The sequence below is a fragment of the Azospirillum mesophilum genome (assembly GCF_053470405.2).
Map to the genome: position 1 here is coordinate 379842 of NZ_JBPXMQ020000001.1, position 16755 is coordinate 396596.

Genomic DNA, 16755 nt, shown 5'->3' on the forward strand with positions numbered 1-16755 from the left:
CGGGAGGCTCTACCGGACGGACAGGTCTTTTTTTAGGAACAGCCTGCCATGTCCCATATCGTCCCCGCCCGTTACTGGCATCAGTTGGACGACGGCCGCCTGCAATGCGACGTCTGTCCCCGTCACTGCAAACTGTCCGACGGCCAGCAGGCGCTGTGTTTCGTGCGCCAGCGCCAGGGCGACCAGATCGTGCTGACCACCTATGGCCGCTCCTCCGGCTTCTGTGTCGATCCGATCGAGAAGAAGCCGCTGAACCACTTCCTGCCGGGAACACCGGTGCTGTCCTTCGGCACGGCGGGCTGCAACCTGACCTGCAAGTTCTGCCAGAACTGGGACATCTCCAAGTCCCGCGAGTTCGACACGCTGGCCGACAGCGCGGCGCCCGAGACCATCGCGCGCGCGGCGAAGGAAACGGGCTGCCGCTCCGTCGCATACACCTACAACGACCCGGTCATCTTCCTGGAATACGCGGTGGACGTGGCGCAGGCCTGCCGCGAGCAGGGGGTGAAGAACGTCGCGGTCACCGCCGGCTACATCTGCCCGGAGCCGCGGACCGAGTTCTACCGCCACATGGACGCCGCCAACGTGGACCTGAAGGCCTTCACGGAAGAGTTCTACCACAAGGTCACCGGCAGCCACCTCGCCCCGGTGCTCGACACGTTGAAGTACCTGAAGCACGAGACCAACGTCTGGTTCGAGATCACCACCCTGCTGATCCCCGGCGAGAACGACAGCGATACCGAACTGGATTCCATGACGGACTGGATCCGCGAAAGCCTTGGCCCCGACGTGCCGATTCACTTCACCGCCTTCCACCCCGACTACAAGATGCGCGACAAGGGCTGGACCCCGCACGCCACCCTGCTGCGCGCCTGGACCATCGCGAAGCGGAACGGGCTCCATCACGTGTATGTCGGCAACGTCGCCGACCTGGACCACTCCAGCACCCGCTGTTCTGGGTGTGGAGAGGTGGTGATCGGCCGCAGCGGCTACACGCTCAGCGCCTGGGGGCTGGACGAGAAAGGTGCCTGCGGCAATTGCGGCACCAAGCTCCCCGGCGTGTTCGAGACCCGGCCGGGCGCCTGGGGCTCGCGCCGCATGCCAGTGCGGCTCAGGGACTACGCGGCGGCGTGAGGCTTGTTCGCCTGCTCTGTTTTCCGTATCTTACGGAAGATAGGGAACATCAGGGGTGAGCCATGCCCATCACCGCTGCCGCGTCCGACGTGCAGAAGAACTTCGGCGCCTTTCACGACCGCGCGCTGGTCGAGCCGGTGCGCGTCACCCGCTATGGCCGTGAGACGGTGTTCATCGTGTCGGCCGAGACCTACCACGCCATGAAGCAGGCGCAAAGGCAGGCCATCGCCTCCGCCGATCTGACGGACGAGGAGATCGGCCTGATCGAGGCCGCCGAGGTGCCGGAGGAACACCGCTACAGCATCGACGACTGACCGCCGATGCCGCTTCCGACGCCCGCCCCCGGCCTTCATCAGCTACGCCTATCTTTGGAATCGCGAGCGGTGGGCCGGCGGCGAGGAAGGGCGCAAGAATCGCCCCTGCGCCATTGTGCTGGCGGTGGCCGATGCGGACGGCGACCGGCTCGTCTACGTCGCCCCGATCACCCACACGCCGCCGGACGATCCGTCAAACGCCGTCGAAGTTCCGGCCAAGGTCAAAGCTCGCCTCAGCTTGGACGCTGAGCGCTCTTGGATTGTCACCGACGAACTGAACAAATTCGTCTGGCCCGGCTACGATCTGCGGCCGGTGTCGAGGGATAAGCCGGACGTGTTCGCCTGGGGCTTCCTGCCAACGGAACTGTTCGATGCGCTGAAACGCAGCATCGTCGCCCACCAGAAGGCGCGTCGTCTGCACGTCGTGACGCGCGCGTAAAGGCAGGGTTGCCTCATCGCCCTCGCGGCTTCGCCCTCGCCGTCGGCTCCGCCTCCAGCGGGTTGTCGGGCCAGTAGTGTTTGGGATACTGCCCTTTCAAATCCGCCTTCACCGCCTTGTAGGCGTTGGCCCAGAAGCTGGCGAGGTCGCGGGTCACCTGCACCGGGCGGCGGGCGGGGGACAGCAGGTGCAGCAGAAGCGGCACGCGCCCGCCGGCGATGCGCGGGGTCTCGGCCAGCCCGAACATTTCCTGCAAGCGCACGGCCAGCACCGGCTCGTCGCCCGCATAGTCGATGGGCACGCGGGAGCCGCTGGGCACCTCCACATGGGTCGGCGCCTCCTTGTCGAGCCGTTGCTGCATCGCCCAGGGCAGCATCCCGCGCAGCGCGTTCGACAGCTCCACCCGGTCCAGATGCGCACGGCGCGAGACGCCGTCGAGGAAGGGCGTCAGCCACTCCTCAAGCCCGGCGAGCAGGGCGGCGTCGGAGACGTCGGGCCACTCCTCCCCCTCCATGCGGCGCAGGAAGGATACGCGGGCCTGCCACTTGCGCAGCTCGTCAGTCCAGGGCAGGGCGGTCAGGCCCATGTCCCGGATGCCCTCCAGCATCGCCGCGGCGATTTTGTCGGCGGGCGGGTTGGACAGGCGTTCGTCCTTCAGCACCAGCGCGAACAGCATCCGGCGGCGGCGGGCCAGCACCGCCTGCTCGCGGCTGTCCCAGGCGACGACGGTCTCCGTGCGGATGTGCTCCGCGAAGGTTTCCTCCAGCGCCGCCAGGGTGACCGGGGCGGCGAGGAAGATGCGGGACTCGCGCGCGGCCCCGTCCAGGTCGGCGACGGCCAGCCAGTCCTCGGCGGTCAGCGGCTCCGCGTCCTGGAAGAAGGCGCCGCGCCCGTTGGACAGGCGATACTGCGCGGCGGCCCCGCCCGTCGTGGTGCCGGGCCGGCGCTGGCCGATGCGGTCGGGGTAGGCGAGCGCCACCAGCAGCCCGGTCTCCCCCAGGTCACCGCCGCCGTCCTTCACGCTCAACTGCCGCTTCCACTGCCGCGCCTGCCTCAGCGCCTGCTGCGCCCCGCCGCGCTCCACCGACAGGCCGCGCCCGGCGCCGCGCATCCGGCCCTCATCGTCCAGCCCGCGCAGCAGCTCCACGCGCAGCCGCAGGTCGGCGTCGCGGAAGCCCGGCTGCGCGCGGATGATGTCGCGCTCGCCCAGCAGCGCCGCCACTTCGCAGGCCAGCCCGCCGAGCCCAAGCTCCTTGCCCTTCAGCATCATGTGGGCGAGGCGTGGGTGCACGCCGAAGCCGGCCATGCGGCGGCCGTGCGCGGTGATCGCGCCATCCCCCGCCAGCGCGCCCAGTTCGCGCAACAGCTCCCGCGCTTGCGCCATGGAGGAGGCGGGAGGCGGGTCGAGCCACGCCAGCGTGTTCGGGTCGGCGACGCCCCACACCGCCAGCTCCAGCGCCAGCGGGGCGAGGTCGGCGTCCATGATCTCCGGCGCGGTGAAGGGGGCCAGCGCCTTGTGCGTCGCCTCCGGCCACAGGCGGTAGCAGACGCCCGGCTCCAGACGGCCGGCGCGGCCCCGGCGCTGTTCGGCCGAGGCCTGGGAAACCTTCACGGTGACCAGCCGCGTCATGCCGCTGCGCGGGTCGAAGCGGGGGACGCGCATCAGGCCGCTGTCCACGACGATGCGGATGCCCTCGATGGTCAGGCTGGTCTCGGCGATGGGGGTGGCCAGCACGACCTTGCGGGTACCCGGCGGGCTGGGCGCGATGGCGCGGTCCTGCGCGTCGGCGGTCAGGTCGCCGTAGAGGGGCGCGATCATCACGTTCGGGCCGAGGTCGGCACCCTCCAGCAGGCTTTGCACGCGGCGGATTTCTCCCGCACCGGGCAGGAAGACCAGCGCGTTGCCGCTCTCCTCGCGCAGGGCGCGGCGGACGGTGGCGGCCACGGCGTCCTCAATTCGGGTGTCGGGCCGGGTGCCGGCGGCGGGGGCGTCGAGGTGGCGCGTCTCCACCGGGAAGGCGCGGCCCTCGCTGGTCACCATCGGCGCCCCGCCCCGATCATCACCCAGCAGCGCCGCGACGGGCGCGCCGTCCAGCGTCGCCGACATGACCACCAGCCGCAGGTCGTCGCGCAGAGCCCCGCGCGCCTCCTGCACCAGGGCCAGCGCCAGATCGCTGTCGATGCCGCGCTCGTGGAACTCGTCGAACAGCACGGCGCCCACGGCCGGAAGCTCCGGATCCTCCTGAAGCTGGCGCAGGAACAGGCCGTCGGTCACCACCTCGATGCGGGTCTTCGGTCCCACCTTGGTGTCCAGCCGCACGCGGTAGCCGACCGTTTCCCCCACCGCTTCGCCCAGCATCGCGGCCATGCGGCGGGCGGCGGCGCGGGCGGCCAGCCGGCGCGGCTCCAGCACGATGACCTTGCGCCCGGCCAGCCAGGGCTGGTCGAGCAGGGCCAGCGGCACGCGCGTGGTCTTGCCGGCGCCGGGCGGCGCCTGCAGCACGGCCACGCCGCGCGCGTCGAGCGCCGCCAGCAGGTCTGGCAGGACGGGATCGATAGGGAGGGCCGGGATGCTCATGAACGGACTTTAAACAGCCGAGGACGGTGGCGGAGGTGCGTTCTTGGCCGCCCGGAGCGCGTCGGTCAAGTCCTCCACCATGCGGGTCAGGCGGGCGATCTCCTGTTCGCGCAGCAGGTCGATCTTCTGGTGCAGCAGTTCGATCTCCAGCTCGGCCTTCAGGTTCACGTCGTAGTCCTGCGTCGCCCGCTCCCGGTCGACATCGGCCTGCCGGTTCTGGCTCATCATGATGATGGGGGCCGTGTAGGCGGCCTGGAAGGACAGGACGAGATTCAGCAGGATGAAGGGATAGGGGTCCCAGGCCCGGACCCAGCCCAGCACGTTGGCCCCGATCCACAGCGCCAGGATCGCCGATTGGACGATGATGAAGCGCCAGGACCCGACCAGGGTCGCCACCCCGTCGGCGATCCGCTGGCCCAGCGTGCGCGGCGCCTTCGCGCCGGCGCGCGCCGTGCGGCGGCGCTGGCGCAGCTGGTGCAGCCGCTCCAACTCCTCGTTCCCGAGGGCGGCCCGCAGGCCGTTCAACGCGTTCATGCCGGAGCCCCCGTGCCGTTCTTGCCCATGCGAGGATCTGTAGGCCCTTCGCGCCTTGCGGCCAAGGGGTGGCTGATCGGTGGGGCGGAGGACGGCGGGTGGGCCAAATTGTCGCAGGCGCCCGCCGATGGTGCGCTGCACAAGGATCCTGCCGTCGCAAGGCGTTATGGTGCGGAAAGACCACAATCCGTTTGTGCCTTAACGAGCGTCAGGACCCTATGGCCAACATCCACGACCCCGCCCTGTTCCTCGCCCACGCCTGCGCGCTGGAGGAGGACGCCGCCACCCGCTTCGCCGACCTGTCGGAGACGATGAAGACCTATGGCAACGCCGAGGTGGCGGGTTTCTTCGGCAAGATGGCCGAATTCTCGCGCCTGCATCTGGCGGAGGCGCGCAAGCGCTCCGGCTTCCGCGACATCCCGGCCCTGGCGCCGGAGGAGTTCCAGTGGCCGGATGGCGAAAGCCCCGAGGCAGCCTCCATGGAAGGCTCGCATTATCTGATGACGGTGGACTATGCGCTGGAGCTTGCGCTCGACAGCGAAAAGCGCGGCCACGCCTTCTACGCCGACGTGGCGGCGACCACGACCGATCCGGAGGTCCGCATGATGGCCGAGGAGTTCGCCTCCGAAGAGGCCGAGCATGTGGCCGAACTGGAGCGCTGGACCGCGCGCTTCCCGAAGAAGACGTAACAAGCTGCCGGTGTTGGGCCGCGCGGCGGCGCGGCCCAACCATAAACCGGCGCCTTACTTGCTCAGGTCGGCGTAGTCGTACTCGTACTTCTTGTCCAACGGCTTGAAGGTCTTGAAGGCGGCGATGACGTCGTCGGCGGTCACGCCCGCCGGGACGTTCAGGATCTCATAGACGACCGAGCTGCCGCTGGTCGGGCCGACGTCGGCGTTGCGGTGCGCCTGGGAAATCAGGCCCTCGCCGGCCTTCTTGATCATGATCGAAGCCATTTCCGTTCCGTCTCCTGATGTTGCATCGCCCGACGCACCATTATCCATAACGCGAATGTGGTCATACGGCCAATGGGTAAATTCGCGAAACGGGTAGGTCAGGACTGTTGACACGCTTTTTTCAGCGCCGGGCGATCCAGACGGCGGTCAGGTCGTCGTGCAGGCGGGCGCCGTAGGCCTCGGTGTAGCGGGCCAGCAGATGGGGCAGGGGGCGTTCGGGATCGGCCACCGCCGCCTGTTCGGCCAGCCGGACCAGCCCCTCTTCCCCCAGCATGGCGCCGGAGGGATCGCGGGACTCGCTCAGCCCGTCGGAATAGAGGAACAGGGAGCAGCCGCGCGCCATGGTCACCCGGTGGTTCTCATAGCCGGAATCGCGGAAGGCCCCCAGGAACAAGCCGGAGGCGTCCAGCCGGCGGAAGCCGTTCCAGTCGCCCAGGATAGGGCTGGGCGCGCCGGCCGCGGCGTAGGTCAACGAATCGTCGGCTCGGTCGATCACCCCGTAGAAGGCCGTGGCGAACTGGCCCAGGGGCAGGATTTCGCACAGGCGGAGGTTCAGTTGTGACAGCAGCCGGGCGGGGTCGCGCAGATCCTCCGCCGGGGTGCGGTTCAGCAGCGTGTGCAGGCGGAAGGCGTTGATCGCCGCCGTGATGCCGTGGCCGGACAGGTCGGCGACGAAGACGCCGACGCGCGTGTCGTCGAACTCGAAGGCGGTCCAGAAATCCCCGCCGATCTCGTCGGAGGTGCGGAAGACCGGCTCGATGCCCAGCCCGTGGCGCGCATCCAGCGCCGCCAGTTCCGCCGGTTCGGGCACGAGGGCGAGCTGCATCGCGCGGGCTTGGTGCAGGTCGCGCTCCACCCGTTCGCGGAAGGCCCGCAGCTCCTGCATCATGGAGCGGCGCTCCAGGTGGTAGCGCACGCGGGCGATGCATTCGCCGGGGTTGATCGGCTTGGCGATCAGGTCGGTGGCCCCGGCGTGGAAGCAGACCGTACGCAACTGGTCGGAGTTGAGCGCGCTCTGCATCAGGATGGGCAGGTCGCGCCAACGCGGGTTACTGCGCAGGGTGCGGCAGACGGCGATGCCGTCCATCTGCGGCATGGCGGTGTCGAGCAGCAGCAGGTCGGGGTCGAAGCTTTCCACCCGCGCCAGCACGTCGGCCCCGCTCTCCGCGAAGGCGACCTGGGTGATGCCGGCCCACTGGAGGAAGCGGGCCAGCGTCTTGCGGTTGAAGGCGCTGTCGTCGGCGATCAGCACCCGGCATTCGTCCAGCGGAATGCCCAGGTCAACGCCGTAGAGCGTCGGGCCGTCCAGAACCGCCGATGTCGCCGGGGTGAAGCCCATCCGTCCTTCTCCCGTCCTCAGGGTGATCGCATATGAAGAATGCGCTCCTCACAAAAGACACCCGTCATCCCCGCCTTCGCGCTACAGGATGCACGGATCTCGCATGCACGGTATCTCGTTGATGCGCATAGTTTTCTCCGTCATTCCCGCGAAGGCGGGAATCCAGCATGAGCCGCGATCAGCGGCGATATGAGTCAAAGATTGACTCATATGACGCCCAGACGGGCGTCTGGATCCCCGCCTTCGCGGGGATGACGAGAATACTGAGTTGCATCAAAAACTTACCGCAAAAGCGAAATGTGTGCATGCCGTAGCGCCTTCGCGGGGATGACGATGCTCCTGCGGAAGGAATCCGGCCTCCATATGTGACCGCCCTTCTTCCGTCCCGGCCGTATCAGTCGTCGATGTTGAACACCTTGTGGAACTTGGCGACGGTGATCAGGCGCCGCACCTCGTTGCGGGCGCCGCGGATCGCGAAGTCCAGGTTCCGCTTGTGCGCGGTGTCGCGGGCGATGATGAACATGCCAAGCCCGGAGGAGTCCACGAAGTCCAGCTTGGACAGGTCGAACACCAGCTTGTGCCCCGGCGGTCGCTCGAACACGCCGATGACCTTGCGGAACGTCTCGTGATCGGCAAAGGTCATGCGGCCGGTCAGGTGAATCTCGGTGTTGCCCGGGGTATCGTGGACTGTGAAATCCATGACGGCACTCATTCGCTGTTCCAATCGATGGAAATATTGCACTTTGATGACAGCCGTATTTCCTTGGAATGACAAGGCCTTCCGCCGCTGTGATCTTGCGGTTTTATCTATGATGTGGGTTCTGGATGCAAGTTTGATTTGCTGCGGCGCAATGCGCGCGCCGCGCCTATTGCAGGGCTGCCTCTTCCACGCGCGGTTGGGACAGCACCTGCGCGATCCCGGCGGCCAGCCAGGCGGAATAGGCCTTGCGCCCCTCCGGCCCCAACGTGCCGTTGCGGCAGTAATGCCCTGATTTCTGAACCGTTTCGGGGAAGTGCCACAGCGGCAGTCCGGGCCGTTCCGACAGGCGCGCCAGCGCGTCGGGAAGATAGCTGTTGCCGGGGCCGTACAGCCGCTCCTCAAAGGATGCAGGGCGGCGCAGGTGCAGCAGCGCCACGCGCGTTCCGCCGGCCCGCGCCTGGTCGGCGAAGCGCCGCACCCGCTCGAAGGCCGGCGACTCGGGGCGCAGGGCGACGGCCTCCCGAACCTCCTCCACCCGGTGGTCCAGTTCCTCCCGCGTCGTGCCGGCGGCGTTCAACGCGCGGCAGGGCTTGTCGTATTGCAGCGCGATCTGGTCGGGCAGGTAGGGCTTGCCGTCCAGCGCCATGCCGGTCAGCACGGTGCCGTAATGGCGCAGGCCGGCCAGCGACGGCCGCTCCGCGAACAGCAGGTCGAGGTCGAGCAGCACCAGCTCCGGCTTCAGCTTCAGGACGGCGCCCAGCATCGGCTCGAAGTCCGCGAACTCCGCGTTGGGGTGGACGATGCGCAGGAACTGGAGGCGCTCCACCCCCTGGCGGGCGGCGAGCTTGGCCATGCCGTCCTCGTCCAGCGTGGCGTTGCGCAGCGCCGCACCGCCCAGCACCACCACCACCGGCGCCGGCGTGTCCCGCGTTCCGGTGCCGCGCGCCGCCCGGTCGGCGACGGCGGCGATGCGGTTGCTGTTGTACCAGACGAAGGGTTGGTCGTAGAGCCGGTAGCCGGTCCAGAAGGCCCCCGCCGTGCCGGTCAGGAACAGCGCGGGGAAGAGGCTCAGCAGAAGGATGCGCCCCCAGCGGCGGCGCTTTCGCGGCGGTTCCGGAGGCGGTTTCGCCGGGGAAGGTGCCGGGCTTTCGTTTTCCGGGCTTGCGCGTTCCTCATCGGCCCTGTGGTCCATGCCCCTGCCCATCGGGTTCCTGCTCCTCCAGCAGCGCGCGGCGCCGCACCATGCCGTTGGCGGCGCGCGGGAAGTCGGCGCGGACGCGGATGTCCAGCGGGGCGGCGCGATGCCCCAGGCACGCCAGCGCCCGGTGCTTCAAACGCTCCACCACCGCCGTTGGGTCCGCGCCTTCCTTCAACAGCACGAAGGCCAGCGCGCGTTCCCCACCTTCCTCGTCGGGGAGCGCGCAGGCGGCGGCCTCGGCTACGGCGGGATCGCGCTCCAGCAGCCGTTCGATTTCCGACAGGTGAAGCCGGTCACCGCGCGCCGTCTTTAGCCGGTCGCGGGGCTGCCCAACCAATTGGATGATGCCGTCCTCGTCGCGGGTGGCGCGGTCGCCGGTGCAGACCCAGCCGTCGCGCAAGGTCCGGGCGTCGAGGTCGGGGCGGCGGTGGTGGCCGATCATGCGGTTGGCGCCGTAGACCCGCAGTTCGCCCACCGCCCCCGGCGGCAGCGGCAGGCCGTCGGGATCGACGATCTGCATTACGGCGTCGGCCGGGCGGCCGATGGTGCCCTCCGCCAGCCCGGCGGCGCCCAGCGCGCAGACCCCGCCGGCCTCCGCTTGCCCGTAGACGGTCATCACCGGCGCCTCGGTCAGCGCGCGCAGCCGCTCCACCGTCGCGGCGGGCAGTTCGGCGCCGTTGGACATCAGCAGCCGGACGGAGGGCATCGCCTCCGGCCCGATGCGCCCGGCGCCGGCGGCCAGCCCCTTCAACGCGGCGGGCATGGCGGACAGCACGGTCACCCGTTCCCGCCCGCACAGGGCGGCCAGCGCCGGGGCGTGGTGGCGCTCTCCGGCGGTGGGCAGCACTGTCGCGGCCCCCGCGACGGCGGCCATGACCAGCGCGTTGCGCAGGCCGCTCACCGCGTGGAACTCCGTCAGGGTCAGCAGATGGTCCTCCGCCGTCAGCGCGCCCACCCCCGCCAGCAGCCGGGCGGAGCGGACGAGCGCCCCGTGCGACAGCGCCACCCCCTTGGGCTCGCCCGTGGTCCCGGCGGTGAAGACGATCACGGCCGCGTCCGTCTCCCGCACCGGTTCGGACGGCGCCTCGCCAGGACCGCCGGAGGCCAGCCAGTCGGCGAAGCCCAGGGCGGGCGGTTCGGCCACGGCGCGCGCCGCACCCTCGACGATCACGGCGGCCCGGCCGCTGGCGCGGGCGGCGGCGGCGCGTCGGGCGTCGGCGAAGACCAGCGCCGGCTCCACGAGGTCCAGCGCCTTGAGGAAGGCCGCCTCGCCCCAGGCGCTGTCCACCGGCGCGACGATCAGCCCCAGCCGCGCGCAGGCCCAGAACAGCAGGGCGGAGTCGCGGTCCGGCTCCCCATACAGCACGACCCGGGCGCCCTTGGGCAGGCGCGCGGCGGCGAGCCGGCGGGCGATCGCGTCAACCCGCCGCCCGGCCTCCCGGTAGGTCAGCGCCGCGCCGCCGCCGGGCGGCAGCAGGCACGGCCGCTCGGCATGGGCCTCCACCGCCGCGTCCCACAGGCCGGGCAGGGTTTCGTCCGCTGTTGAAGCCGCAGGCGCGGAGGGTTGCAGATGCACGGCACCGGCCGCGGCGAGCGGGGCCAGATGTTCCAGCACCTCGCCCTGGTCCAGGCCCATGCGCTCCGCGATGCCGTCCAGCGGCAGGCCGCGTTCGGCCCAATAAAGGATGGCGCACTGCCGCGCCGTCAGGGTCAGCCAGCCCTCCAGCCCCTCCGCCACCGCCAGATGCAGGTCGAACCGGTGGTCCGGGGCCGGCGCGACGGCGTGCCGCGGGCCAGCCCCATCGCCGGAAGGGCGCGGGGCGGTGGGGACGGGATCCGGGCTGACGGGCGGCATGGGCGCAATCCTTCGATGACGTACAATCCCATGCCTGATAACGGCCTCGGCCGCGCTGCCGCCAAGCGGCATCGGGGGTACCCCGCCGCCCGCCCGCCGGGAAGCCCGCGCCGGCTCCGGTGCGGCGGGTTGTTCGCGGTTCTGGCGGTACCCCCTCCGCTTCGTGTACCCTCGCGCGAAAGGCGAGCTATCGACCGAGGACCGGGATGAGCACGGAAATCCGCACCTTCATGATCCCCGACGCGACGGCCGAGGAAGCGCAGGACGCCCTGTCCGCCTTCCTCCGCACGGTCGAGGTGCAGCGCATCGACACCGCCTACGCTGACGGCGCCTGGCGCGTCCTGGTCCTGTACCAGGACCTGAAGCGCAAGGAGGAGTCGCTCCAGATCGAAGCGGCCATCAGCGACGCGCTGAACGGCTGGCGCGACCGCACCGCCGCGCGCGAGGGCGTGCCGCGCGACGCCATCCTGCCCGACGAGCTGGTGCCGGAGATCGCCCGCTTCGCCCCGACGACCGAGCGCGAACTGTCGGTCATCGTCGGCGCCCGCGACCTGGGCGTCGGCCAGCACGGGGCGGAGATCGTGCAGGTCGTCCGCGCGACGCTGGACGAATTGATCGATTGAAGCGCTGGGTTGGGGTCCTATCCCGTTCGGCGGTTGGCCTAGCACGTCACCGCCGAACAGCCGGGACGCTCCGGCCGTAAGCGCAATTTTCTTAGCCTCGGCCTCGTGCCAGCATACCGCCGTATTGTTCGGCAATGCAGCATGGCGAGGCTCCATGAGCAAGCCCCTCGACGCAAGCTCACTTGGATCGGGCTCCACCGGATCGGGGACCGGAGCGCCGGATTACGGCGCGATGGCGCGCCAGCTGGAGGCGTTCGGCCGGCACGCGGCGATTCGCGCGGCGGCCAGCGGCGATCCCAAGCTGGACGCGCTGGCGCAACGGCTGATGCGTCAAGCGGCACAAATCCGCGCCGACCTCGACAGCGCGGCGACGCGGCGGTTCGGCTGGCGCCTAGGCCTTTTCGACCTTGAGCCGGGTTCCGTCCGTGCCGACGACGCGGACGCGGGTGCCGGCGGGCAGGTCCGGCCCTTCCACCGGCCACAAGCCGTCGCCGACCTGGGCCCGGCCGCGCCCGTTGACGATGGGGCTGTCCAGGGTGTGCAGCGTGCCGATGTACTGTTCCGCCCGGCGGTTTAGGCTGGGGCCGCTCGTCGTCGTGGCGGAGCGTTCGGACAGCATCCGGACGCCGACCACCGCGACGATCGCGAGGACCGCGAACAGCAGCCCCTGAAGCTCCCACGACATGGCCGGCCAGGCCAGCAGGGCCAGCCCGACCACCCCCGCGGCACCGCCGAACCACAGGAACGCGGCGCCCGGCGCGACGATCTCCACAGCGCCCAGCAGCGCCGCCAGCACCCACCAGTGCCAGAACTCGATCATGATTGTGGGCGTGCTCACGGCGTCGGCTCCGCGTCGTTGCGGTTCCACGGCCCGCGCGGCGCCGGGGACGGCGCGGTGGCGGGGGCCGGACGGTTGGGGAAGGCTTCGCGGGCAATCTCCGCGATGCCGCCGATGGCGCCGATGACGTTCGCCGCCTCCAGCGGCAGGAACAGCACCTTCTGGTTCGGCGCCGCCGCCATGGCGGTCAGCGCGTCCACGTAGCGCTGGGCGACGAAGTAATTGATCGCCTGCACGTTGCCTCCGGCGATGGCCTCGGACACCAGCCGGGTCGCCTCCGCCTCCGCCTGGGCGGCGCGCTCGCGCGCTTCGGCGTCGCGGAAGGCGGCCTCGCGCCGGCCCTCGGCCTGGAGGATGGCCGCCTGCTTGGCGCCCTCCGCCCGCAGGATGGCGGCCTGACGCTGCCCTTCGGCTTCCAGGATCGAGGCGCGGCGGTCGCGCTCCGCCTTCATCTGGCGGGCCATGCTGTCGACGAGGTCGCGCGGGGGCTGGATGTCGCGGATCTCGATGCGCGTGACCTTCACGCCCCAGGGGTTGGTCGCCTCGTCCACCACGGTCAGCAGGCGCGCGTTGATCCGGTCGCGCTGGGACAGCAGTTCGTCCAGGTCCATGGAGCCCATGACCGTGCGCACGTTGGTCGTCGTCAGGTTCAGGATGGCAAGCTGAAGGTTGTTGACCTCGTAGGACGCCTTGGCCGCGTCGATCACCTGATAGAAGACGACACCATCCACCGTCACCATCGCGTTGTCGCGGGTGATGACCTCCTGCGAGGGGACGTCCAGCACCGTCTCCATCATGCTCTGCTTGCGGCCGATCCGGTCGATCAGCGGGATCAGCAGGTGAAGCCCCGGCAGCAGCGTGCGCGTGTAGCGCCCGAAGCGCTCGACCGTCCATTCCTGCCCCTGCGGCACGGTCCGCACCCCCAGCAGGACCAGCAGCAGCGCGAAGACGAGCAGCGCGATCACGAACAGGGTAAAGCCGCCGACCACCATGCCCCATGCCTCCCGTCACCATCCCCCGGTCTTGGGAAACGATGCCACGGCGCCTGATGCCGGACCAGCCGGCTTTTCCGCCAAAGACGGTCCGCGGAACGGGTTTCTCAACCCAGCAGGGCGCCGATGGGCTTCAGCGGCTCGTGCGCGTCGAACAGGATCTTCAGGATGGCGAGGATCGGCACGGCCAGCAGCGCGCCGGGGATCCCCCACATCCAGCCCCAGAACAGGATGGAGACGAACACGGCGATGGGGTTCAGCGCCAGCCGCCGTCCGACGATCGTCGGCGTCAGGAAGTTGCCTTCCACCGTCGCCAGCATCACGAAGGTCAGAGGCGGTCCCAGGATGTTGAAAAGCCCGTCGAAGGTCAGCGCCGAGACCAGGAACAGGACGGCCGTCATCACCGCCGGGCCGATGAAGGGGATGAAGTTGATCAGGCCGATCAGCGTGCCCCACAACGCCGCGTTGGGCAGCCCCCAGCACCACATGGCTACGGCCGTCGCCACGCCCAGGAAGAAGTTGATGACCGTGATGGTGGCGAGGTAGGCGGCGATGTTCTGCTGCACCGTGGCGGCGACCATGGCGTAGTGGATGCGGTCGTCCACGCTGCGCATGGTGCCGATCAGCGCCTCCAGGCTCTGCCGTCCGCGCGCCAGGAAGAAGTAAAGCAGCACCTGAAGGATGATGACGTTGGCGATCACCGCTTCGGCCTGTTGCAGCACCTGCTCGGCCAGCGACGGGCCGCGCACCACCACCTCGCGCGTGGCGCCGCTCTGGTCGCTGGCGATCTTCTCCAGCTGGCGTGACGCTTCGCGGGCGCGCTCGATCCCCTCGCGGATGTCGCCCAGCTTGAACTCCAGCTCGTGCAAGACGCGCGGCATGCGGTTGACCCACTCCGCCGCCGGGGTCGCCAGCGTGTAGACGGCCATCAGCGCCGCTCCGAACACCAGGATGACCATCACCGCCGCTCCCAACCCCTCCGGCAATCCCAGCCGGTAGAGCCCGCGCACGCAGGGCCGCAGCAGGAAGCTCAGGATCAGCGCCAGCATGATCGGCAGCAGCACGTCCCGCCCGAAGTAGAGCGCGAACAGCAGCGCGATCACGAACAGCCCCATGGTCGCCACCGCCACCGGGTTGCGCGGGTGCTTGGCGGGCGGGACGGGTTCGGTCACCGGCTCCGGAGGGTGAGAGAGGGGCGGGTCGATGGTGCGGTGGCTCATGCGCGGCTGGGGCTCCGGGCGTTCGGCACCGGGCGGGGGCGCTTGACGGGGCAGCGCGCCCACCCGATTTAGGGGTATTCCGGGACCGCCCCCGCGGCCCCCGGTTCGTCCTGTCCGGAGACCCTTGCGATGCGCAGCCCGTTCCCTTCGATAAACATCCGTGGCGGCCTGTTGGTCCTGGCGCTTTCCGTGCTGCCCCCGATGGTGGTCCCCACGGCGGCGTCGGCCGCCGATGCGGTGGTCGGCCGCTTCTCCAACGACTGGACCGGCAACGGGCTGGAGGTGCAGGCGGTGGAGGACCCCAAGGTGAAGGGCGTCACCTGCCATCTGGTGGACTTCGACCGCAGCATGCTCGACCGCCTGACCAAGGGGAACTGGTTCGAGGATCCCTCCAACGCCTCCATCGCCTGCCGGCGCACCGGTCCCGTGGTGATCGGCGACATTGACCTGTCGCAGAAGGGCGAGGAGGTCTTTTCCGAGCGCAAGAGCCTGATCTTCAAGTCCATCGCCATCCGCCGCATCTACGACCGCGCGAACGAGACGCTGGTCTATGTCGTCTACAGCCGGCAGGTGAAGGAGGCGTCCGCCAAGATGTCCATCTCCACCGTGCCGCTGGTGGACACGAACGCCGAATGGACCAAGGGCAAGCCTGGGGTGAAGTGATCGGGGTATCTTGCAATTTGGGGCGCGAGACATCATCATCAGGCTTGGGAGGCAGGGGCGTAGGACCCCCTGCCTCCCGGCCCGATCACTGCCGGTTCAGAAGGTCAAGGATTGCCTTGACGACCTGAAGCAGCAGGATCAGGAGACTGAGGATCTCTTTCATCCTTCATGCCTCCTTCTTGAGCGGCGGGGTGGTGGTGCTCCACCACCCGTCCGCGCCCTCACTTCGCACGGAAAAGACGCAAAGGGCAAGATCGCACGCATGCGCGCGTGTGCAATGTTGCGCGTCTGCTCGCTAAGCGCGATTGTGTCGCGCCGCCCACTTGCGCCATAGCAGGTAGGCGGCGGGGGCGAGCGTGACGATCAGGATGATGCGGACCATGTGATGCGTGGCGACCAGCGCCACGTCGATGTTCAGGGCCAGCGCCACCAACGTCATCTCGGCCAGCCCGCCCGGCGCGAAGGCCAGGATCAGCGCGGCGAGGCCCAGCCCCGTCGCCTCGTCCACCACCCACGCGGAGGCGGTGGTCACCGCCAGCATCAGGCCGGTCAGGCCCAGCGCCATCAGGCTGTCGCGCCAGACGCGCCGCACCTCCAGCCCGGTGAAGCGGCAGCCCAGCCCCGCGCCGATTACCACCTGCGCCCCCGCCACCAGGGCGCCCGGCGGCTTGCCTTCGGTCAGGCCGGCCAGATGGATGGCGGCGGACAGCAGCATCGGCCCGACGATCTGTGACGCCGGGATGCGCAGCAGCTTCGCCAGCGGGTAGCCGGCCGCACAGGCGGACAGCAGGGCGACGTCCGGCAGGCTGAGCGAGGACAGCGACGGCCCCAGCGTTCCGCGCCGCGCCGGGTCGTAGAGCCCCAACGCCTGAAAGGCGAAGGGGATGACGATGACCACCAGCATCACCCGCAGCGCGTGCGCCAGCGCCATGGTGCGGGTGTCGCCGCCCATCTGCGTGCCGACCATCACCATCTCGTTCAGGCCGCCGGGCGTGGCGGTGAAGTAGGCGGTCGCCGGATCGAGCCGGGCGGTGCGGCGGAGATACTGGATACCGGCCGCCGTCGCCACGACCAGATAGACGGCAAGGCCGCTCAGCGACACGGTCCACTCGTCCAGCCGCCCGACGATGGCCGGCGTGAAGCCGCTGCCCAGCATGACGCCGAAGATCATCACCATCGCGTTGCGCAGCGGCCGGGGGATGTGCAGCCGGACGCCGGCGACCGCCGCCACGGTGGTGAACAGCATCGCCCCGATCAGCCAGGCGAGCGGCAGGTTGAAGTGGTTGAACAGCGCGCCGCCGGCCGTTCCGATGAGCAGGGCGAGCGCGAAGGGCAGCAACCCTTCCGACTTTTTTGGGGTCGTCATGCGGAG

17 protein-coding genes are annotated in these 16755 nt (G+C 69.6%); 6 read left to right on the forward strand and 11 right to left on the reverse strand.

The genetic code is table 11. The annotated features are described in order from the left end of the window. The first annotated feature begins 48 nt into the window (after window positions 1–48). From amrS to ACSVC7_RS01870, 3 genes are all read left to right on the forward strand, one after another. Window positions 49–1134: an AmmeMemoRadiSam system radical SAM enzyme gene (gene amrS / locus ACSVC7_RS01860; RefSeq protein WP_448204138.1), complete on the forward strand. Its 1086-nt coding sequence runs from the start codon at window positions 49–51 to the stop codon at window positions 1132–1134. A gap of 62 nt (window positions 1135–1196) precedes the next feature. Then, window positions 1197–1448, forward strand: a complete 252-nt coding sequence (locus ACSVC7_RS01865; protein ID WP_448204139.1) for a type II toxin-antitoxin system Phd/YefM family antitoxin — start codon at window positions 1197–1199, stop codon at window positions 1446–1448. Between the two features lie 115 nt (window positions 1449–1563). Then, complete coding sequence (locus ACSVC7_RS01870) at window positions 1564–1887, forward strand: hypothetical protein (RefSeq protein ID WP_448204140.1); 324 nt, start codon at window positions 1564–1566, stop codon at window positions 1885–1887. Between the two features lie 13 nt (window positions 1888–1900). Here the strand turns inward: ACSVC7_RS01870 and hrpB are convergent, their stop codons facing one another. Continuing rightward, the gene (gene hrpB / locus ACSVC7_RS01875) at window positions 1901–4465 is read right to left on the reverse strand and encodes an ATP-dependent helicase HrpB (protein WP_448204141.1); all 2565 of its coding nucleotides are present in this window, start codon (window positions 4463–4465) and stop codon (window positions 1901–1903) included. 9 nt (window positions 4466–4474) lie between these two features. Continuing rightward, the gene (locus tag ACSVC7_RS01880) at window positions 4475–4999 is read right to left on the reverse strand and encodes a DUF1003 domain-containing protein (RefSeq protein WP_448204142.1); all 525 of its coding nucleotides are present in this window, start codon (window positions 4997–4999) and stop codon (window positions 4475–4477) included. 218 nt (window positions 5000–5217) lie between these two features. Here ACSVC7_RS01880 and ACSVC7_RS01885 point away from each other — a divergent pair, with 218 nt between their 5' ends. Further along, window positions 5218–5688, forward strand: a complete 471-nt coding sequence (locus ACSVC7_RS01885; RefSeq protein WP_448204143.1) for a ferritin-like domain-containing protein — start codon at window positions 5218–5220, stop codon at window positions 5686–5688. Between the two features lie 54 nt (window positions 5689–5742). Here the strand turns inward: ACSVC7_RS01885 and ACSVC7_RS01890 are convergent, their stop codons facing one another. The 5 genes from ACSVC7_RS01890 to ACSVC7_RS01910 form a co-directional block, all read right to left on the reverse strand. Then, entirely contained in the window at window positions 5743–5955 is a 213-nt protein-coding gene (locus tag ACSVC7_RS01890) for a hypothetical protein (protein ID WP_448204144.1), read from the reverse strand. A gap of 121 nt (window positions 5956–6076) precedes the next feature. After that, window positions 6077–7294, reverse strand: coding sequence for a PP2C family protein-serine/threonine phosphatase (locus tag ACSVC7_RS01895; protein WP_448204145.1), 1218 nt, complete (start codon window positions 7292–7294; stop codon window positions 6077–6079). 394 nt (window positions 7295–7688) lie between these two features. Further along, window positions 7689–7994 (reverse strand): STAS domain-containing protein, encoded by a 306-nt coding sequence (locus ACSVC7_RS01900; RefSeq protein ID WP_448204146.1) that lies wholly within the window; start codon window positions 7992–7994, stop codon window positions 7689–7691. A gap of 166 nt (window positions 7995–8160) precedes the next feature. Continuing rightward, on the reverse strand, window positions 8161–9186 hold the full coding sequence (locus ACSVC7_RS01905; RefSeq protein ID WP_448204147.1) for a hypothetical protein: 1026 nt from the start codon (window positions 9184–9186) through the stop codon (window positions 8161–8163). After that, the gene (locus tag ACSVC7_RS01910; protein WP_448204148.1) at window positions 9167–11047 is read right to left on the reverse strand and encodes a class I adenylate-forming enzyme family protein; all 1881 of its coding nucleotides are present in this window, start codon (window positions 11045–11047) and stop codon (window positions 9167–9169) included. Before ACSVC7_RS01910 ends, ACSVC7_RS01905 begins: the two co-directional genes overlap by 20 nt. Before the next feature lie 206 nt (window positions 11048–11253). Between ACSVC7_RS01910 and ACSVC7_RS01915 the strand changes: the two genes are divergently transcribed. Then, window positions 11254–11670 carry an HRDC domain-containing protein gene (locus ACSVC7_RS01915; protein ID WP_448204149.1) on the forward strand — a complete coding sequence of 139 codons (417 nt, stop codon included), beginning with the start codon at window positions 11254–11256 and terminating at the stop codon, window positions 11668–11670. Between the two features lie 391 nt (window positions 11671–12061). On the opposite strand, the gene ACSVC7_RS01920 is transcribed toward ACSVC7_RS01915, so the two are convergent. The 3 genes from ACSVC7_RS01920 to ACSVC7_RS01930 all read right to left on the reverse strand — a co-directional run bounded on the left by ACSVC7_RS01920 (window position 12062) and on the right by ACSVC7_RS01930 (window position 14720). Next, window positions 12062–12508 (reverse strand): NfeD family protein, encoded by a 447-nt coding sequence (locus ACSVC7_RS01920; protein WP_448204150.1) that lies wholly within the window; start codon window positions 12506–12508, stop codon window positions 12062–12064. Then, window positions 12505–13500 (reverse strand): SPFH domain-containing protein, encoded by a 996-nt coding sequence (locus ACSVC7_RS01925; protein WP_448204151.1) that lies wholly within the window; start codon window positions 13498–13500, stop codon window positions 12505–12507. Before ACSVC7_RS01925 ends, ACSVC7_RS01920 begins: the two co-directional genes overlap by 4 nt. Before the next feature lie 107 nt (window positions 13501–13607). After that, window positions 13608–14720: an AI-2E family transporter gene (locus ACSVC7_RS01930; protein WP_448204152.1), complete on the reverse strand. Its 1113-nt coding sequence runs from the start codon at window positions 14718–14720 to the stop codon at window positions 13608–13610. A gap of 129 nt (window positions 14721–14849) precedes the next feature. On the opposite strand from ACSVC7_RS01930, the gene ACSVC7_RS01935 reads away from it, so the two are divergent. Continuing rightward, window positions 14850–15383 (forward strand): CreA family protein, encoded by a 534-nt coding sequence (locus tag ACSVC7_RS01935; protein WP_448204153.1) that lies wholly within the window; start codon window positions 14850–14852, stop codon window positions 15381–15383. A gap of 295 nt (window positions 15384–15678) precedes the next feature. Here ACSVC7_RS01935 and ACSVC7_RS01940 read toward each other — a convergent pair whose 3' ends face one another. Beyond that, the gene (locus ACSVC7_RS01940; RefSeq protein WP_448204154.1) at window positions 15679–16749 is read right to left on the reverse strand and encodes an AbrB family protein; all 1071 of its coding nucleotides are present in this window, start codon (window positions 16747–16749) and stop codon (window positions 15679–15681) included. Between the last annotated feature and the right edge of the window lie 6 nt (window positions 16750–16755).

Bases quoted from the DNA above. Each gene is read 5' to 3' on its own strand.
- amrS (WP_448204138.1), top strand. From the start codon at position 49: ATGTCCCATATCGTCCCCGCCCGTTACTGGCATCAGTTGGACGACGGC.
- ACSVC7_RS01865 (WP_448204139.1), top strand. From the start codon at position 1,197: ATGCCCATCACCGCTGCCGCGTCCGACGTGCAGAAGAACTTCGGCGCC.
- hrpB (WP_448204141.1), bottom strand. From the start codon at position 4,465: ATGAGCATCCCGGCCCTCCCTATCGATCCCGTCCTGCCAGACCTGCTG.
- ACSVC7_RS01880 (WP_448204142.1), bottom strand. From the start codon at position 4,999: ATGAACGCGTTGAACGGCCTGCGGGCCGCCCTCGGGAACGAGGAGTTG.
- ACSVC7_RS01885 (WP_448204143.1), top strand. From the start codon at position 5,218: ATGGCCAACATCCACGACCCCGCCCTGTTCCTCGCCCACGCCTGCGCG.
- ACSVC7_RS01890 (WP_448204144.1), bottom strand. From the start codon at position 5,955: ATGGCTTCGATCATGATCAAGAAGGCCGGCGAGGGCCTGATTTCCCAG.
- ACSVC7_RS01895 (WP_448204145.1), bottom strand. From the start codon at position 7,294: ATGGGCTTCACCCCGGCGACATCGGCGGTTCTGGACGGCCCGACGCTC.
- ACSVC7_RS01900 (WP_448204146.1), bottom strand. From the start codon at position 7,994: ATGGATTTCACAGTCCACGATACCCCGGGCAACACCGAGATTCACCTG.
- ACSVC7_RS01905 (WP_448204147.1), bottom strand. From the start codon at position 9,186: ATGGACCACAGGGCCGATGAGGAACGCGCAAGCCCGGAAAACGAAAGC.
- ACSVC7_RS01910 (WP_448204148.1), bottom strand. From the start codon at position 11,047: ATGCCGCCCGTCAGCCCGGATCCCGTCCCCACCGCCCCGCGCCCTTCC.
- ACSVC7_RS01915 (WP_448204149.1), top strand. From the start codon at position 11,254: ATGAGCACGGAAATCCGCACCTTCATGATCCCCGACGCGACGGCCGAG.
- ACSVC7_RS01925 (WP_448204151.1), bottom strand. From the start codon at position 13,500: ATGGTGGTCGGCGGCTTTACCCTGTTCGTGATCGCGCTGCTCGTCTTC.
- ACSVC7_RS01930 (WP_448204152.1), bottom strand. From the start codon at position 14,720: ATGAGCCACCGCACCATCGACCCGCCCCTCTCTCACCCTCCGGAGCCG.
- ACSVC7_RS01935 (WP_448204153.1), top strand. From the start codon at position 14,850: ATGCGCAGCCCGTTCCCTTCGATAAACATCCGTGGCGGCCTGTTGGTC.
- ACSVC7_RS01940 (WP_448204154.1), bottom strand. From the start codon at position 16,749: ATGACGACCCCAAAAAAGTCGGAAGGGTTGCTGCCCTTCGCGCTCGCC.